This is a genomic window from Sphingomonas sp. BE138 (assembly GCF_031456125.1).
GTDB lineage: Bacteria > Pseudomonadota > Alphaproteobacteria > Sphingomonadales > Sphingomonadaceae > Sphingomonas.
In genome coordinates, this window is the sequence record NZ_JAVDUC010000039.1 from 1 (window position 1) to 14,534 (window position 14,534).

Sequence of the window (14,534 nt, forward strand, 5' to 3'; positions counted from 1 at the left end):
GAGCGGCTGCCGTCCACTGTTTCGGGCGCAGATCCACTCTTTTCAGCTGCTGCTGTAGGTAGGATGGCGTCCACCATTTTAGGGAAACCTACACGTTCCGGCTACGGATTTTGCCCGAAATGCGAGACCAGTCTCACGCCCGTGCAACGAGTCTCAACCACGATGACGAACGAAACGGTCGATGGTCACCGATGATGAGATTCCTGTCACGGCTGGTGAGACTGGCGGGCAAGCCGACGAGCTGGCTGGCGGCCGCGTACCGCCTGATGCCGACAGTCCGGCCGACCTCGACGCGATCGCCAGCGGCGCGCTCAAGATCCTTGATCATGCCGATCCGCAGGACCTCTACCTCCCCGAGCTGGCGCCCAGCGATCAGGAGCGCGTTGACGGCTTTGCCAAGCGCGGCCGCGCGCCCGCGACGCTCCAATCCTACAAGTCCGACTGGGATCTCTTCGTCGCCTGGTGCCTCGAACGGCGATATCGGCCGCTGCCGGCGACGCCGGCGACGGTCGCGGCGTTCCTCAGCGAACTGGCGACCACCGGCTTCACGCCCGCGGCCGAGCAGCGCACCAAGACGGGCAAGCTGCGCGATCCCCGCCCGCCCCGGAAGCTGAGCCGGTCGACGATCGAACGGCGCCTCGCCGCGATCGTGTTCGCGCACCGGATGGCCAAGGTTGAGCCGCCGACGTCGCAACCCGGCGCCAGCGACCTCGACCTGGTCATGGGCGGGATCCGGCGCACCAAGGCTGGCGAGGAGAAGCGCAAGAAGCGCGCGGCCGACGGCGACATCCTGCGCGACATGCTCCGCGCGATCGCCGGCGACGATCTTCGCGGGCACCGCGACCGCGCGCTCCTCGCGATCGGAATGGGCGGCGCATTCCGGCGCTCGGAGCTGGTGGCGATCACCGTCGGCCAGGTGACGCGCGACCGCGAGGGTCTGACGGTCAGGGTCAAATCGTCGAAGACCGACCAATATGGTGAAGGCCAGGGCGTCGCCGTACTGGACGGGCCGCGGCTAGAGCCGGTTCGTCATTACGAAGCGTGGCTCGCAGTCGCTGGGATCACCGAGGGGCCGGTGTTCCGCAAGCTGACACCCCAGGGGCGCCTTACCGACAAGCCAATGAGCACGAAGGGAGTGGCGCTGGTGGTCAAGGCGGCCGCAGCTGCGGCAGGCTATCCGCCCGAAGCGTTCTCCGGGCACTCGTTGCGCGCCGGGTTTCTCACCGAGGCAGGACGACAGAACGCCAATCTGTTCAAAATGCGAGAGCACAGCCGCCACGCCTCGATCGACATGGTGGCGGAGTACGTCCGCGATACCGAGCGCTACCGCGATCACGCCGGCAAGGTTCATGTAGCTCATATCGTGCTTGCTCTTCCGAGTGGACGAATGCACCGTCGAGGTTCTCCGACCTGAGATAAGGAAGATGGCGTGATACTCGAGGCTATCGATCCGCCCTTAGGCAGTTGGCGCGGGCAGATCCAACGGCCCGGGAAGCAGTATGCTCAACCAGCGCACGACGCTGTGGCCGCGCCACTCAGCGACGAAGTCAGGTCGCACCTAAGCCAATGGTTTGGTGACACGTTGAACCGCGCCGGGTTTGTCGGAGGCCCCAACTCCTGAGAGGAAGGGGCTATGACGAGTAAGACGACCAACAAGTTTTCACCTGAGGTGCGCGCGCGGGCGGTGCGGATGGTGCTGGACCACGAAAAGGATCACCCGTCGCGCTGGGCCGCGGTGGTGTCGATCGCGGCGAAGATCGGGTGCGCGGGTCAGACGCTGCACGAGTGGGTGAAGAAGGCCGAGGTCGACAGCGGCACGCGCGCTGGAGTGCCAAGCGGCGTTGCCGACCGGATGAAAGCGCTGGAGCGGGAGAACCGCGAGCTGCGCCAGGCCAACGAGATCCTGCGTAAGGCATCTGCATATTTTGCGATGGCAGAGCTCGACCGCCGAGCGAGGTGATGGTGTCGTTCATCGACGCGCATCGCGAGGTGTACGGGGTCGAGCCGATCTGCCGGGTTCTGCCGATCGCCCCGTCGACCTATCATGCCCATGCAGCCAGAAGGATTGAGCCGACCAGGAGGTCGGCTCGGGCTCGGCGTGATGACGCGCTCGGACCGGAGGTGCGCCGCGTGTTCGAGGAGAACTTCCGCGTCTACGGCGTGCGCAAGGTCTGGCGGCAGCTGCGGCGCGAAGGGCTCGACGTCGCCCGCTGCACCGTTGCCCGCCTGATGCGGGCGATGGGCCTGGCCGGCGTGATCCGCGGCAAGCCGGTCCGCACCACCATCAGCGACAGAGCAGCGCCATGCCCGCTCGACCGGGTGAACCGGCAGTTCCGTGCGCCGGCGCCGAACAGGCTCTGGGTATCGGACTTCACCTATGTCGCGACTTGGGCGGGGTTCGTCTACGTGGCGTTCGTCATCGACACCTACGCTCGCCGGATCGTTGGTTGGCGAGCCAGCAGGACGGCGCATGCCAGCTTCGTCCTGGATGCGCTCGAGCAGGCGCTTCACGACCGACGACCGATGCGGGGTGGCGGCCTCGTCCACCACTCCGATCGCGGCAGCCAATACGTGTCGATCAAGTACACCGAGCGCCTTGCCGAAGCGGGAATCGAACCGTCGGTCGGCAGCGTCGGCGACAGCTACGACAACGCTTTGGCTGAAACCATCAATGGCCTCTACAAGGCCGAGGTGATCCACCGGCGCGGGCCGTGGCGCAGCTTCGAGGCGGTCGAGTACGCCACGCTGGAATGGGTCGACTGGTTCAATCATCGCCGGCTGCTCGAGCCTATCGGCAACATCCCGCCCGCCGAAGCCGAAGAGCAATACTATGCTGCCGCGGACATCATCGATATGGCGGCGTGACTCACATCCAACGGCCTCCGGCAAACCCGGCGCGGTTCAATCGAAGAGTCAAACTGGCGCGCGAGCGATCCCGATAAAAACCGGTCAGATGGCCATGTCACGTCCGTCAAAAACGTTCGCTTCACGCGCTCTCGCGCCAACCCGGCCTCAAGTTTGGAAGAGGAAGGGCTCGTCGGAGACTGCCTCCGCCAGACTACCGCTGCTCAGACCTACTAGGCGTGACTGGTCAGGATGCTACGATGGACCTTGTGAAACGGTCATTGAACAGGCGCGTCTTCGACGATGGAACGGATCGATGGGAAATCATCGACGCCCGTCCGCACGAAACAATCGCGCCCTTCGTGAAACGCTACAGTTGGTGGAACGAAGAGACGCAAAGCTTCACCACCCGGCGGGAACTCGCCGGCACAACCGGCGTGTTCATCATCAATCTCGGGAGCGATCTCGAGATCGTGGACGCCCGCGGGGAGTTGCATCGTCTGCGCGCGGGGGATGGCTTTGTCGGCGGCATCGCCCAAGGGACCTCTCTCTCGAGATCGACGGGCGAGATGATGGGCTTCCATGTCCATGCGCCACTCGAAAACCTGAGTCGGCTCGCCGGCGTGGCACTGGCGGAACTCTCGGACGGGGTGGTCGCACTAGACGACCTGGGCGCTGGACATCGCTCAATCGGTGAGAGGCTGCTGGACGCGGGGTCATCGGAGGCGGGGTGGAGTGTGCTCGACGAATTCGTGGGGGATCGGCTCCGGTCCACGGCGCCGAGAGACCCTATGACGTGCTTCATCCTCTCGCGCCTCGCCAAAGGGCAGCGCGTGCAGTCCCTGGTGGCCGAGATCGGCTGGAGCCGGCGGCGTCTGGCGCGGCACGTGCAGGCCGAGGTGGGGCTTGAACCGCGGGCGTTCGCCGGGCTCGCCCGCTTCGAGCGCTTCGCCAACATCATGCAGGCGATGCCCACCCTGTCGCTCGCGGAAGCAGCCTTGGACGCGGGCTATGCCGATCAGGCCCACCTCACGCGCGAGGTGGGGCGGTACGCCGAGATGACGCCGCGCGAACTCAGGAACCGCCTGCTGCCTGATGCCGGGGGCGTTCGCGAATAGGCGCACAAAGCTTCAATCGCGTCTAACCGGAACCCGCTAGCTACTTCCCTCCAGCAAGAGGAGATCAAAATGTCCGTTCGTCCCGCCATCATCCCCAACATCCGCTACGCGGACGCGCCCGCCGCCATCGACTTCCTTTGCCGGGGATTCGGCTTCACGAAGCACGCCGTGTACCCGGACGCGAACCAGCCGAATTGCATCGCCCACGCCCAACTGGTGCGCGATGGCCAGATGATCATGGTCTCGTCCGCGCAGCAGACACCCTTCGCCGCCGCTGCCCCCATGGCGACCGTCGCCGAGGCCGGCGCGAACACCCAGTCGATCTACGTCGTCCTCGACGACATTGATGATCACGCGTCGGTCGCGCGGCAGCAGGGTGGCGACATCTTCATGGGGCCTGAGGACCAGCCGCAGGGTGGCCGCAGCTACAGCGTGCGCGATCCGGAAGGTAACGCCTGGACCTTCGGCAGCTACGACCCGTACGCCAGCTAGGGTCAGGACTCGTTGATCACAGCCAGAAGATGACCGTGGCAGCGAGGGCGACGGCAAAAAAGAAGGCGGTGGGGCAGCGATCGTAGCGGGTGGCGACGCGTCGCCAATCCTTGAGGCGGCCGAACATGATCTCGATGCGGCTGCGGCGTCGGTAGCGGCGCTTGTCATACCTGATCGGCTCGTTGCGTGATCGCCGACCCGGGATGCATGGCTGAATGCCCTTTGCCTGGAGAGCGTCCCTGAACCAGTCGGCGTCATAGCCGCGATCGCCAAGCAGCCACTGCGCCTTGGGCATGTCGTCGAGCAGCGCTGCCGCGCCGGTGTAGTCACTGACCTGGCCAGCGGTCATGAAGAAACTCAAGGGCCGGCCGTTCGCGTCGGCGACGGCGTGGAGCTTGGTGTTCATGCCGCCCTTGGTGCGCCCGATCAGGCGGCCGAGACCCCTTTTTTTACCCGCAGGCTTGAGGCCGTGCGGTGCGCCTTCAGGTAAGTCGCGTCGATCATGGCCGTCTTCGGCTCGGCACCTTTTGCCGCCAGCCCCTCCATCATGCGCGTGAACACGCCTGCCTCACCCCAACGCTTCCACCGATTGTAGAGCGTCTTGTGCGAACCGTAGGCGGCGGGTGCATCTCGCCAGCGCAGCCCGTTCTTGTTGACGAACACGATGCCACTCAGCACCCGCCGGTCATCCACACGCGGCTTGCCGTGACTCTTGGGGAAGAACGGCCGCAACCGCTCCATCTGCACATCAGTCAGCCAAAACAGGTCGCTCATTCCGGTCTCCTTGCGGAGCCTGAATCAGATCGTGACGCTCACATCAATGGGTCCTGACCTTAAGAAGTGAGCCATTCCGGCGTTGGCAGCATCTGCAAGCTCGCGGAGAACGACTTGAGGCCATGAATTCCGCCCGAATAAAGCGTCAGCTCGGACCGGTTGAACACCAAGCTCCACGCCGTCGCCGATCGGACGTTGCCCCGCGAGGAACAGGAGCTGCAAATCCTCGCGCAGCGTGCGGACTTCATCGGGCGTGAGCAGGGGGCGGCCGACATGCTGCGATCCGAACGATATGCCGGTTCCGTCGCTGTCGATCGCGCGGCTCATGGTCTCGAACACGACCGGGGCTGTTGAAAAAGGCGGGGTGAGCCGATCGCGTTCCTAACGGGTTCCCTGCTTCGACACATCGGGAGCAGCGGCCATGATGGGTGAGCAACAGCGAGGTGGCAAGGGCGCAAGTTGGCGGGCACTGGGAGCGATAATCCCCGCCGATCATATCCTACGCAGGATAGACGGGCTGATCGACCTGTGTGAACTGCGCGATGCGCTCGCGCCGCACTATAGTCGCCGTGGGCGAAGGTGTAGGCGTTAGGGAGCAATGGCCCGTTCGCCTAGCCGGGTATTACTGCAGACCGAGGTACTCGCCGCAGACCGATTACAGATAGCTCGTCCATCTCCGCCGGCCTACCTGCTTGTAGCGGTCGTACCTCTGCGCCAGCGGGTACATGATCGCGAGCACCGTAATCCACAACGCATAGGTCGCAGGTAGACCGACCCCCCAGCGAGCTGCGATCAGCCGCGACGGCTCGGCGAGGTGACCGGAAAACGCCCCAGCCGGCACGCCGGAGACAATCCCGATCGCGACCGCGAGCAGATGTGCCACCCAGATATGCAACAAGTACGTAAAGAGCGCGGTGCGCCCGAGAACGCCAAGCGGACGCGCCATTGGTGCTGCCACGCGCGCCAGTAGCAGCACGTACAGGAACGCAGACAACGATAACGTCAGAACTACATAGAGGAACGATGGCGGATATTTGGCGACATCCACGAAATCCAGAATAGTGAGCATGTCGCTCGTCTGGACCGACCACGGTTTGTAATCTAAGCTATATAGGTTCGGAGCGCGCAAGACGGTAAAAGCTGCGGCCCCGCAGCTCGCCGCTCTCGTCAGACTACGTGCCTGGTCTTCCGGCGGGCGAAGGAACAACGGACCAATGCCATAGCCCAGCAGAATCAGACCTAGCCAGGGGAGCAGCGGATAGGCGATCAGGCCGGGGAGCCCGAAGCCGTCGAACCGCCCGAATGTCGCGAACGGCTGCGCGAATACGCTTATCGGGAAGAGCATCAACACCGGATTTGCCAACAGCAGAAGGATGCCGATCACAAGGACGGTCGCACGTGACAGCCGCACCAGCAACGCCATCGCTACGAACCCCGATCCCAGGACCCACAGGACCTGGAAGAACAACCATGGTGCAAGGTTGAAGCCCAGACCGACGATGGTGAACTCGAGGAGAATCAACCACAGGCCGCGGGTCAGTAGGAAGCGTGAGAGCTGTGCTCCCGTTTTGCCACCGGCCTGCTGCAACCAGATCGAAATGCCTGCCAGGACGAGGAACGTGGGAGCGCACAGATGCGTGATCCATCGCGTTGCGAACAGCGCCCCATCGCCGGTCGATAGGTCAAGCGGATCAGCGATCAGCGCGGTCCGGTGAGAGAAATCCCGGACGTGATCGAGCACCATCAGCACGATCATCAGCCCGCGCAGGGCGTCAATCGTCTGGACCCGCGGCACGCCCACACGGATGCCGCCACCGCTTCGCGCTTCCATCATGTCAGGCATCGTGCGAGCGTGACGCCACGGCGGCAATGTCGGCCCGAAATGGATAGTCCAATGTGCTGACCTTGAACGCGCTCGCCGCGCAGCACGATGTGATCGTCAGCATCAACCACGGAAGATGACGATCCGGCGTGGCGGCGACCAGGGGTGCGCAGACCAGCAGCGCGAAGGCGAGGTACATGACCGCGAGCAAGCCACCGATCGGTCGCAGCCTGATCCGAAACGCCATGGCCGTACCGGCCGCGAGATGCGCGACGCCCGTCACTACCGCCCAAGCCGCCCTGCCGGGCAGCCATCCGGGTACCATCGACGAGGTAATGTCGAGATAGAGGAAGTGACAGAGCCCGAAGACGAACTGCGCCGCCGCGAATAGGCAGAGCCAAATACGGGTCATCGGCTCCGCGCCCCGACCAGTTGTGGCGATCAGCGCTGGGCCGACCGCCATGGCGACGACCTCACTCGCGGGCAGCAGGCGGCCGAAGCTGGCAGGGTGCGTTATAATGGTCGGCAAGTGGAGTGCCACCACCCAAGTCGCCAGCCAGCAGGCGACCGCCATCGCGGCAATCCGCGTGGTGCGCGGCCAAGCCATGGCTGAACCGGCTGACACCATCACGAGCGCGCTCGCGATCGAGAGCCAGGAAAGCTTTGCCAAGGATACGGGCATAGGTTGATATTGAAGAGCGAAGGAACCGAACGTCAGGTTGACGACGGCAAACGCAACAATCCCGGCGGCGCAAGCGCTATCGGCAGCACTTCGATGCATATTACACTTCGACATCACCGCAGAGAGGCCGCGACCGGGGTTACTTGTACCAGCACCACGCGCCACCGCCCGTCGATGCGCTCGAACAGGTCGAGATATCGGAGCGTGCGGCTGAAGCGGCGTCCACTAGCATCGGAGCCGCTGATCGTCGCCAGGCCAAGCACGGCGGCCGATCGGTCGCCCATGCGGACGATCTCGCGTTCGCGAATATCGAAGGGATTGAGCCTGCTTCCCGACACCGTCGTCGCAGCCAGGAAGGCCTCTCGCCCGCGGACATCGCCGGTCCCCGTGATATAGCGTAGCCGGGGCGAGACGATCGCCTCGATTCCCGCCCTGTCGCCGCGATATTGCAGATCGTCGAACCGTCTCGACACACCATCCACGTCGTCGCTGCTTCCAAGAGAGGCCGCGGGCGTGATGGCCATCAGCGTAGCTGCGGCTATTCTGGCAAGCATATGGTTTCCCCGCGAGAAAGGGCTGCCGGGCAATCTGTCGCTATCGATGCTGACGCGCTTCCGAAAAGCTGCTATGATCGTGTGCCCGGCAGAGGACGTAACCCATCCAGACATCCATTGAAAAACTGAGATCGGCAGTCTTCACCGTGACCGACCACCGTTGCACCATGGGCCGGGGCGGATGCGGATGCTCCGCCGCCGAGGACACGTCACATCTCACGCTGGTTCGGCGCGGCTGTTTCAAGGCCCATGTCGGCCAACGCCAATGGATGGTCTCGCCGGCTACCGTCGTCCTCTACAAGGCAGGCACTGAGTTCCGCACGTCGCATCCGCTCGATAAAGGGGATGACAGTACGCTGATCGCACTTGATCCTTCCTTGCTGGACGAGGCCTTTGGTTCGGTGGATGCGCTGCGCGAGTTCCCGACAGCCCCCGCCGTACTGGCTCGCCATATCAGGCTCACGCGGGCTCTTCAGCCGTCGCACGGTGATCGCCTTGCGCGCGAGGAGCTGGTGCTGGACCTTGTCCGGGCCATTGCGGAAACGAGGTTCGGGTTGATCGCGAAGGCTGGCGGCGCGGGGGCCCGACGCGACCGGGCAGTAATGACCGTGCGCGACTGCATTCATGCCGACGTGACGGCGAATCTATCGATCGAGGACTTGGCCCGGGCAGCGGGCTTGTCATCTTTCCACCTCATGCATCTGTTCAAATCGGAAACAGGGCAGACGGTTCGCGGCTACCGCCGCACGGTGCGGATCGCGGAAGCGTGTCACCGAATCATGGCCGATACAGCGTCGATGACCGACATTGCCTACGAGTGCGGCTTCGGCAGCCACTCGCACATGACTGACACCATCAGGAACACTTTGGGCGTCGCGCCTCGCGATCTCCGTCGTCGATCAGGGCTTCAATGACGAGGTCGAAGCCATCAATCGGTACGCAGTTGGCAAAATACCAGTCCTCCGCCTCATGCCATCGGCGTTCCCATTCGCCGATCGCCCCCTCCCTGCACAGCAGCCGCTCGTGTCGTAGCGCGGCCGAGGCTTGCAGCAGAATGCGGAAGTCGAGCAGGTCCGCGAGTTCGGGTCGGGCGGAATAGACGCCTTCGAGCAGGATCAGGGGCGAGGAAGGAACGACGTGCTCCGCCGGGACGCAGTTGCCGTCGAAGCGGTTCCAGTCGAACGGATGATAGGCGGCCGACCGTCCCGCGCGCAGCGTCGTCAGAACAGTGCGCTGTGCGCGCCAGTCGATGCATCGTGATGCCCGCTTCGCCAGAGGGTCTGTCGCGATGCCGGTGCCGCCCTGGTAGAAGTCGTCGCCATCGATCGCAACGGCGTTCATATGCTTGGCAAGCGCCGCGGCGAACGTCGATTTACCCGTGCCGCTCCTCCCATCGATGGCGACGATGAACGGTCGTGTAAACGCAGCGGAGCGCACGTTGATGGAAGACGCGACGGCGTGAATGTCGGAGGTTAGTGTCACTTTCATCATCGCCGCTCCGGATCGATCCTCCATACCGGTTCGCCGATACCGTATCTACGCCGGGAGCCATCGTGATCTGGTTGCGCACCATTCTTGTCGGATCGATCCTGCTATCGACGGCCGCAGTCTCGCAAGATAGGGTGGTCTCCCCCCAGCCACAGGTCGTCACCCTGGGCACGACCTACCGCTTCACCTCGCGGATCATGGACGACACGCGCGAGGTGAACATCTGGCTCCCGCCCGCCCACGAGCGGCTGGGCGGCAGCTTGCCGGTCGTCTACCTGCTCGACGGCGGGACCGAACAGGACTTCGTCCACGTCGCGGGCTTGGCGAACCTTGCCTCGTTGAGCGCAACCTATGGCCCGATGATCGTGGTCGGCGTGCAATCCGTCGAGCGCCGGGCGGAGTTCACTCCCCGTCCCAGCGACCCACGCTATCTCGCCGCGTTTCCCGAGAGCGGCCATGCGCAACGTTTTCGACGGTTTTTGAAGGAAGAACTGATCCCGTTTGTCGAAAGCCACATCGGACGGAGTGGCAGGCGAGCCGTCATGGGGGAGTCGCTGGCCGGACTCTTCGTCGTGGACACGCTGCTTAACGAGCCCGCATTGTTCCAGGACTATGTGGCCGTGAGCCCCAGCCTGTGGTGGGACGACCGTCGTCCGCTGCGACGACTGGATAACGCGTCGCGGAATATCCCGGCGGGCACCAGACTGTACCTCGCGATGGCCGACGAAGGCGGCACCATGCAGGACGGCGTCGATCGTCTCCGCACAGTCGCCGCGAACCGCGCCGGAGCGAACCTTGTCATTCGCTATATGGACTATGGTGGCGAGGCCACGCACGCGACCGTCTATCACCGCGCAGCGGAGGACGCGCTTCGCTGGTTGTACGAGGCACCCCCATACGACGCCGGGCCAACTCCATGGTATATGATCGACGGCGCATCGCCTCCGAAAACCGTCCGACCGGACCGGTGACGGCGGCAATGACCTTTGGGGGTGAAACAACGTCAAGAAAGGTAAGCTGCATGAACCCGACGATCACCGCGTTCCGGGCTTCGCCGGACAGAGGCCGCGGGCTCGCTCGCGACATGATCGTACGATGGGCGCTCGAAGAAGCAGGCCAGCCCTATGACGTTCGCCTGCTGTCGTTCGACGAGCTCAAACAGCCGGCTCACCTTTGGATCAACCCGTTCGGACAGATACCCACGTTCGAGTCCGGCGACATCGCCCTGTTCGAATCCGGCGCCATCGTCCTCGAACTTGCGCAGCAATCGGGGAGCGGTCTGCTGCCGCCTGAACGACGATCCAGAGCGCGCGCGATCAGCTGGATGTTCGCGGCGGTAGCCACGATCGAGCCCGCAATCGTGGAAAGGGAACAGTCATTCTTCAATGAACGCGACAAGCCATGGCATGCGGAGCACGTGTCGATCGCTGAGGCGACCATCCTCGCCCGTCTCGATAGGCTATCCATGCATCTCTCAGATCACGAATGGCTCGACGGCGACTTTTCTGCCGGTGATCTGCTCATGATATCCGCCCTCCGCCGACTGGATGGAACAGCATTGCTTTCTCGATCAGCTAATTTGATGCACTATGTCGCTCGTGGAGAAGCTCGTCCGGCGTTTAGGCGGGCTTTTGGGGCACAGCGCCTGGTATTTATTGCAAGCCTCTCAGCTGAAACCTGTTAAGTCATCCTTCGGAATAACGTACGGTCAGCAAGCTGATCGGCGTGTTCCATAAGGATCGGATTCTGGAAACGGCCGCTATGCCGCACGAGCGGACATCAGACGCCGTTCCAAGCCTGCTGGAGGATCAAGTCGGCAAGGGTATCGCGACCCGTCCATGCGGCAGCAGTCCAGCCACATTTTCGCGCAGCGGTCACATTTTCCTGGTTATCGTCGATGAAGAAGATCGCTGCCGATTTGAGCCCGACCGCGACCTCAATAGATTGGTAGAAATCTGCCCTTGGCTTTGATTTACCCAACGCTGCTGAATAGTGCATCGCATCGAAGTGATCTCGAAATGCAAGCTCATTCCAAAGATAGCTGGCGCGCTCGTGCTCCTGAACGGTAGCAAGATGCACATCTATACCATTGCGCCTAAATACCGCTAATTCATTAAGAAGACATATATTAACTTTGGCATCGTTGCTGAACCAATATTCTCTAAAGTCGTCATAGGTAATTTGTGGTGCCAATTGTGCCAGTGCCGGAGTGAGACTCTCTCGTAGCGAGGCGCGCCCGTGCACCACGTCGTTCCAGTGTGGCTCGAAAAAGACGCGTTGAAGGTCTTCAACTCGGATGCCGAGGTCGCGATTGAGATGCTCTGCCCAGCCCGCAGCATGCGGATGCGTGATGAGAACGCCGTCCACATCTACCATAATCGCGCTGCGTCGCATCCCCAATTATATCATACCGAACTAGAATGAGCAAGACCGCTGCCCAGCGAGAATGGATCGACGAACCTTCTTCGAAAAAGCACCTATAACGAAAATACGGCCGTGCTGATCGTCCTGAAGACCATCTGCCGGTTCCTCTTTCCCTAAACCGTGTTCCCGATTGCTCCTTCTCGAAGCTCAGGCTTGCAGTCGGGGGGCACCTCAAGGTTTGTCACACGAACAGCGGTAAGGGTAACAGAGCGACATTGCTCGGCTCGGTTACTTATGAACCGCTTCCGACGCAGGTTTTCGACGGTAGCGATCTGCAAGGCGAGATCGCCCGATCAGCGTCAGACCGCCCGGTTCTGACGTTTTCAGCTCGCTTGAACGCTCGTCCGTTTTGGCTAGGCCGTGAACTCATAAACGGGTTCCGGTTGAATCACGCGTCTTTAAGCCATTCCAGATGCAGGCTGACGCTGCCCATGATTCCTGCGGCTTCGAGCTTTGCGCTGACGTCTGACAGGATCGCGGTCAGGTTTTGATCGAGGAGTTGAACAGAAGACGCGTTCTCCGGCCCGAGAATACCGATTTGAGTTCCGATCAACAGAAGGTAACGCTCAGCATCTCCGCCGAAATTTGCCCAATAGGAGGTCAGGCCAGCACTCCGCGCCGATGCTTGTCGGTTATCCTTCTGGTTCTCAAGAGCCTCGATCTCATCCGGGGCGACCTCAAAGCGGAGGCCAATATATGCGACGCAGGCCGACGCGCTCATGTCATTCTCCGCAAGCGATGCGGCTGTATTGCGCGGCCTTGATGACGTGGCAACGGTGAGGCCTTGCCTGCTTCGGCAAGAACTGATTCAGCCTCAGAATGAGCCGCTATGACCTGACCGACTTCGAGTGGCGCGTGATCGAGCCGCTGCTGCCCAACAAGCCGCGAGGCGTGCCGCGCGTCGATGACCGACGGGTGCTGAACGGCATCTTCTGGGTGTTGCGATCCGGTGCCCCGTGGCGCGACCTGCCTGAGCGATACGGCCCGCGCGCGACCTGCTACAACCGCTTCGTGCGATGGCGAAAGGCGGGGGTGTGGGATCGGCTGATGGACGCCGTCAGCGCCGCGCACGACGGGGACCGGTGAGAGAAGGCCCGAAAACGTACGCTACGCCCTTCTTCATCAAGGCACTAACCTACTTTCTGATGCCTAGGGCCATTTTCGTCGCCTTTCTGATCCTGTCAGTGGCATGGGTGGCCGCGACCGCGTTTTGGGGAGTGCTTCGACTGGTGCAGCCACCAGAACGAGCATGAAACACTGATCATTCTCAATGTGGGCTTTCCACCCATGGCGAACGTTCGGCCGGCGGATCTGGCGCAACCTCATGGATGTCCGCAATGGGGCGAAAGCAGACGAGGGCCGCGAATTTCTGCGAAGAGTGGGGAATCGAGAACTGGCGCGTTGGGTCGTTGAGGTGGCGTGATCGCGGGAACGTTCGCAGGTTCGGACCTTTGGGCTTCTCGAGAAACTTCGAGAGGGACCGACATGCAGATGCTTGACGAATTGCTGAAGGCCGGCGCCGCCCAGTCGCTGGCGCGTGATACGGGCGTAGACCCCGCGACCGCGCAGACGGGGCTTGCCGCGTTGTTGCCAGCGGTGCTTGGCGGCATGCAGGATCAGGCGGGCGCGCATCCGCAGGGGATTGGCGGGCTTGCGGGGATGCTCGGCGGAATGGGCGGCGGGGGGATGTTCGACCGGGCGGTCTCGCCCGACCCGACTCCGGTCGAACCCGGCAATCAGGTGCTGGCGTCGATCTTTGGGTCCAAGGACACCAGCCGCGCGGTGGCGCAGCATGCCGCCGGCACGAGCGGCCTGTCGCCCGACCTGCTTAAGAAGATGCTGCCGATCGTGGCGATGCTCGCGGCGGGCTATTTTGCCAAGCAGGCTGGTAGCAGTGCGGTCGGCGGCGGATCTTCTGGAGGCGAACTGGGCGGCGCGCTTGGCGGGGCCCTCGGCGGGGGCGCCGGCGGGGGTATGGGGGGCGTGCTCGGCTCTCTGCTCGGGGGCGCGATAGGCGGCGGCGCGGCGGGCGGCAACCCGCTCGGTCACATCCTCGGCGGGATGCTTGGCGGCAAGCGCTAAGGCCCACATGCTTCTTTCGTCATACCGGGCTCGATCCGGGATCACCTGCCTCCGATCCGCACGCGTGGCACGGAGGAAGGCAGACCCCGGGTCAAGCCCCAGGGGTATAATGATATGCGCCGAATGATGATGATCTGACCACAGCCAATGTCTGCATTGGGTGGAGGCTGTGTGAGAACGTCCCGGTGCTGCGACGTAGCGGGACGGATGCGAGGGGCGCTCAGTCCTGCATCGCTGCAACCAGCGCTGGCACG

Annotated in this window: 15 protein-coding genes, 2 pseudogenes and 1 other annotated feature; of the genes and pseudogenes, 9 read left to right on the forward strand and 8 right to left on the reverse strand. The window is 63.0% G+C overall.

All coding sequences use genetic code 11. The features are described 5' to 3' along the window. Window positions 1-181 precede the first annotated feature (181 nt). The 4 genes from J2Y58_RS19900 to J2Y58_RS19915 all read left to right on the forward strand — a co-directional run bounded on the left by J2Y58_RS19900 (window position 182) and on the right by J2Y58_RS19915 (window position 4,454). Window positions 182-1,414 (forward strand): tyrosine-type recombinase/integrase, encoded by a 1,233-nt coding sequence (locus J2Y58_RS19900; RefSeq protein ID WP_310107066.1) that lies wholly within the window; start codon window positions 182-184, stop codon window positions 1,412-1,414. 219 nt (window positions 1,415-1,633) lie between these two features. Continuing rightward, window positions 1,634-2,865 (forward strand): IS3 family transposase gene (locus J2Y58_RS19905; RefSeq protein WP_310107068.1). Its coding sequence is split into 2 segments (ribosomal slippage): window positions 1,634-1,925 and window positions 1,925-2,865, totalling 1,233 coding nucleotides; the frame shifts between segments, so codons are not numbered across the junction. Then, window positions 1,918-2,034, forward strand: a sequence feature (AL1L pseudoknot). It overlaps the preceding gene by 117 nt. A 239-nt stretch (window positions 2,866-3,104) precedes the next feature. Next, complete coding sequence (locus tag J2Y58_RS19910; RefSeq protein WP_310107071.1) at window positions 3,105-3,962, forward strand: helix-turn-helix domain-containing protein; 858 nt, start codon at window positions 3,105-3,107, stop codon at window positions 3,960-3,962. Window positions 3,963-4,031: 69 nt separating this feature from the next. After that, complete coding sequence (locus J2Y58_RS19915) at window positions 4,032-4,454, forward strand: VOC family protein (RefSeq protein WP_310107072.1); 423 nt, start codon at window positions 4,032-4,034, stop codon at window positions 4,452-4,454. Window positions 4,455-4,470: 16 nt separating this feature from the next. On the opposite strand, the gene J2Y58_RS19920 is transcribed toward J2Y58_RS19915, so the two are convergent. The 5 genes and pseudogenes from J2Y58_RS19920 to J2Y58_RS19940 all read right to left on the reverse strand — a co-directional run bounded on the left by J2Y58_RS19920 (window position 4,471) and on the right by J2Y58_RS19940 (window position 8,256). Beyond that, window positions 4,471-5,228 (reverse strand): IS5 family transposase gene (locus tag J2Y58_RS19920; protein WP_310107074.1). Its coding sequence is split into 2 segments (ribosomal slippage): window positions 4,471-4,898 and window positions 4,898-5,228, totalling 759 coding nucleotides; the frame shifts between segments, so codons are not numbered across the junction. Between the two features lie 186 nt (window positions 5,229-5,414). After that, window positions 5,415-5,570, reverse strand: a pseudogene (locus J2Y58_RS19925) (type IV secretory system conjugative DNA transfer family protein); the annotation flags it as partial. Between the two features lie 313 nt (window positions 5,571-5,883). Continuing rightward, on the reverse strand, window positions 5,884-7,071 hold the full coding sequence (locus tag J2Y58_RS19930) for a heparan-alpha-glucosaminide N-acetyltransferase domain-containing protein (protein WP_310107076.1): 1,188 nt from the start codon (window positions 7,069-7,071) through the stop codon (window positions 5,884-5,886). Beyond that, entirely contained in the window at window positions 7,064-7,831 is a 768-nt protein-coding gene (locus J2Y58_RS19935; RefSeq protein WP_310107078.1) for a hypothetical protein, read from the reverse strand. The genes J2Y58_RS19930 and J2Y58_RS19935 overlap by 8 nt, the downstream gene beginning before the upstream one ends. 14 nt (window positions 7,832-7,845) lie before the next feature. Next, complete coding sequence (locus J2Y58_RS19940; protein ID WP_310107080.1) at window positions 7,846-8,256, reverse strand: nuclear transport factor 2 family protein; 411 nt, start codon at window positions 8,254-8,256, stop codon at window positions 7,846-7,848. Window positions 8,257-8,432: 176 nt separating this feature from the next. Between J2Y58_RS19940 and J2Y58_RS19945 the strand changes: the two genes are divergently transcribed. Further along, complete coding sequence (locus J2Y58_RS19945; protein ID WP_310107082.1) at window positions 8,433-9,200, forward strand: AraC family transcriptional regulator; 768 nt, start codon at window positions 8,433-8,435, stop codon at window positions 9,198-9,200. Here the strand turns inward: J2Y58_RS19945 and J2Y58_RS19950 are convergent. After that, window positions 9,142-9,777, reverse strand: coding sequence for a hypothetical protein (locus tag J2Y58_RS19950; RefSeq protein WP_310107084.1), 636 nt, complete (start codon window positions 9,775-9,777; stop codon window positions 9,142-9,144). The two genes, J2Y58_RS19945 and J2Y58_RS19950, sit on opposite strands and share 59 nt — an antisense overlap. A gap of 62 nt (window positions 9,778-9,839) precedes the next feature. On the opposite strand from J2Y58_RS19950, the gene J2Y58_RS19955 reads away from it, so the two are divergent. Both J2Y58_RS19955 and J2Y58_RS19960 read left to right on the forward strand, forming a co-directional pair. Further along, window positions 9,840-10,745, forward strand: a complete 906-nt coding sequence (locus tag J2Y58_RS19955; protein ID WP_310107086.1) for an alpha/beta hydrolase-fold protein — start codon at window positions 9,840-9,842, stop codon at window positions 10,743-10,745. 50 nt (window positions 10,746-10,795) lie between these two features. Beyond that, window positions 10,796-11,458 carry a glutathione S-transferase family protein gene (locus J2Y58_RS19960; RefSeq protein WP_310107088.1) on the forward strand — a complete coding sequence of 221 codons (663 nt, stop codon included), beginning with the start codon at window positions 10,796-10,798 and terminating at the stop codon, window positions 11,456-11,458. Between the two features lie 95 nt (window positions 11,459-11,553). Here J2Y58_RS19960 and J2Y58_RS19965 read toward each other — a convergent pair whose 3' ends face one another. Both J2Y58_RS19965 and J2Y58_RS19970 read right to left on the reverse strand, forming a co-directional pair. Next, a complete protein-coding gene (locus tag J2Y58_RS19965; protein WP_310107089.1) occupies window positions 11,554-12,150 on the reverse strand; it encodes an HAD-IA family hydrolase in 597 nt (198 codons plus the stop codon). 436 nt (window positions 12,151-12,586) lie between these two features. Continuing rightward, entirely contained in the window at window positions 12,587-12,919 is a 333-nt protein-coding gene (locus tag J2Y58_RS19970; RefSeq protein WP_310107091.1) for a hypothetical protein, read from the reverse strand. Window positions 12,920-13,017: 98 nt separating this feature from the next. On the opposite strand from J2Y58_RS19970, the pseudogene J2Y58_RS19975 reads away from it, so the two are divergent. Together J2Y58_RS19975 and J2Y58_RS19980 are read left to right on the forward strand one after the other, a co-directional pair. Continuing rightward, a pseudogene (locus J2Y58_RS19975) lies at window positions 13,018-13,278 on the forward strand (IS5 family transposase); the annotation flags it as partial. A gap of 405 nt (window positions 13,279-13,683) precedes the next feature. Continuing rightward, entirely contained in the window at window positions 13,684-14,280 is a 597-nt protein-coding gene (locus J2Y58_RS19980; protein WP_310107093.1) for a DUF937 domain-containing protein, read from the forward strand. The last annotated feature ends 254 nt before the right edge of the window (window positions 14,281-14,534 follow it).

What these genes read in the sequence shown, in the direction of transcription:
- J2Y58_RS19935 (WP_310107078.1), bottom strand. Translation starts at nt 7,831, where the DNA reads ATGCATCGAAGTGCTGCCGATAGCGCTTGCGCCGCCGGGATTGTTGCG.
- J2Y58_RS19930 (WP_310107076.1), bottom strand. Translation starts at nt 7,071, where the DNA reads ATGCCTGACATGATGGAAGCGCGAAGCGGTGGCGGCATCCGTGTGGGC.
- J2Y58_RS19910 (WP_310107071.1), top strand. Translation starts at nt 3,105, where the DNA reads ATGGACCTTGTGAAACGGTCATTGAACAGGCGCGTCTTCGACGATGGA.
- J2Y58_RS19970 (WP_310107091.1), bottom strand. Translation starts at nt 12,919, where the DNA reads ATGAGCGCGTCGGCCTGCGTCGCATATATTGGCCTCCGCTTTGAGGTC.
- J2Y58_RS19940 (WP_310107080.1), bottom strand. Translation starts at nt 8,256, where the DNA reads ATGGCCATCACGCCCGCGGCCTCTCTTGGAAGCAGCGACGACGTGGAT.
- J2Y58_RS19950 (WP_310107084.1), bottom strand. Translation starts at nt 9,777, where the DNA reads ATGATGAAAGTGACACTAACCTCCGACATTCACGCCGTCGCGTCTTCC.
- J2Y58_RS19965 (WP_310107089.1), bottom strand. Translation starts at nt 12,150, where the DNA reads ATGGTAGATGTGGACGGCGTTCTCATCACGCATCCGCATGCTGCGGGC.
- J2Y58_RS19980 (WP_310107093.1), top strand. Translation starts at nt 13,684, where the DNA reads ATGCAGATGCTTGACGAATTGCTGAAGGCCGGCGCCGCCCAGTCGCTG.
- J2Y58_RS19915 (WP_310107072.1), top strand. Translation starts at nt 4,032, where the DNA reads ATGTCCGTTCGTCCCGCCATCATCCCCAACATCCGCTACGCGGACGCG.
- J2Y58_RS19960 (WP_310107088.1), top strand. Translation starts at nt 10,796, where the DNA reads ATGAACCCGACGATCACCGCGTTCCGGGCTTCGCCGGACAGAGGCCGC.
- J2Y58_RS19900 (WP_310107066.1), top strand. Translation starts at nt 182, where the DNA reads ATGGTCACCGATGATGAGATTCCTGTCACGGCTGGTGAGACTGGCGGG.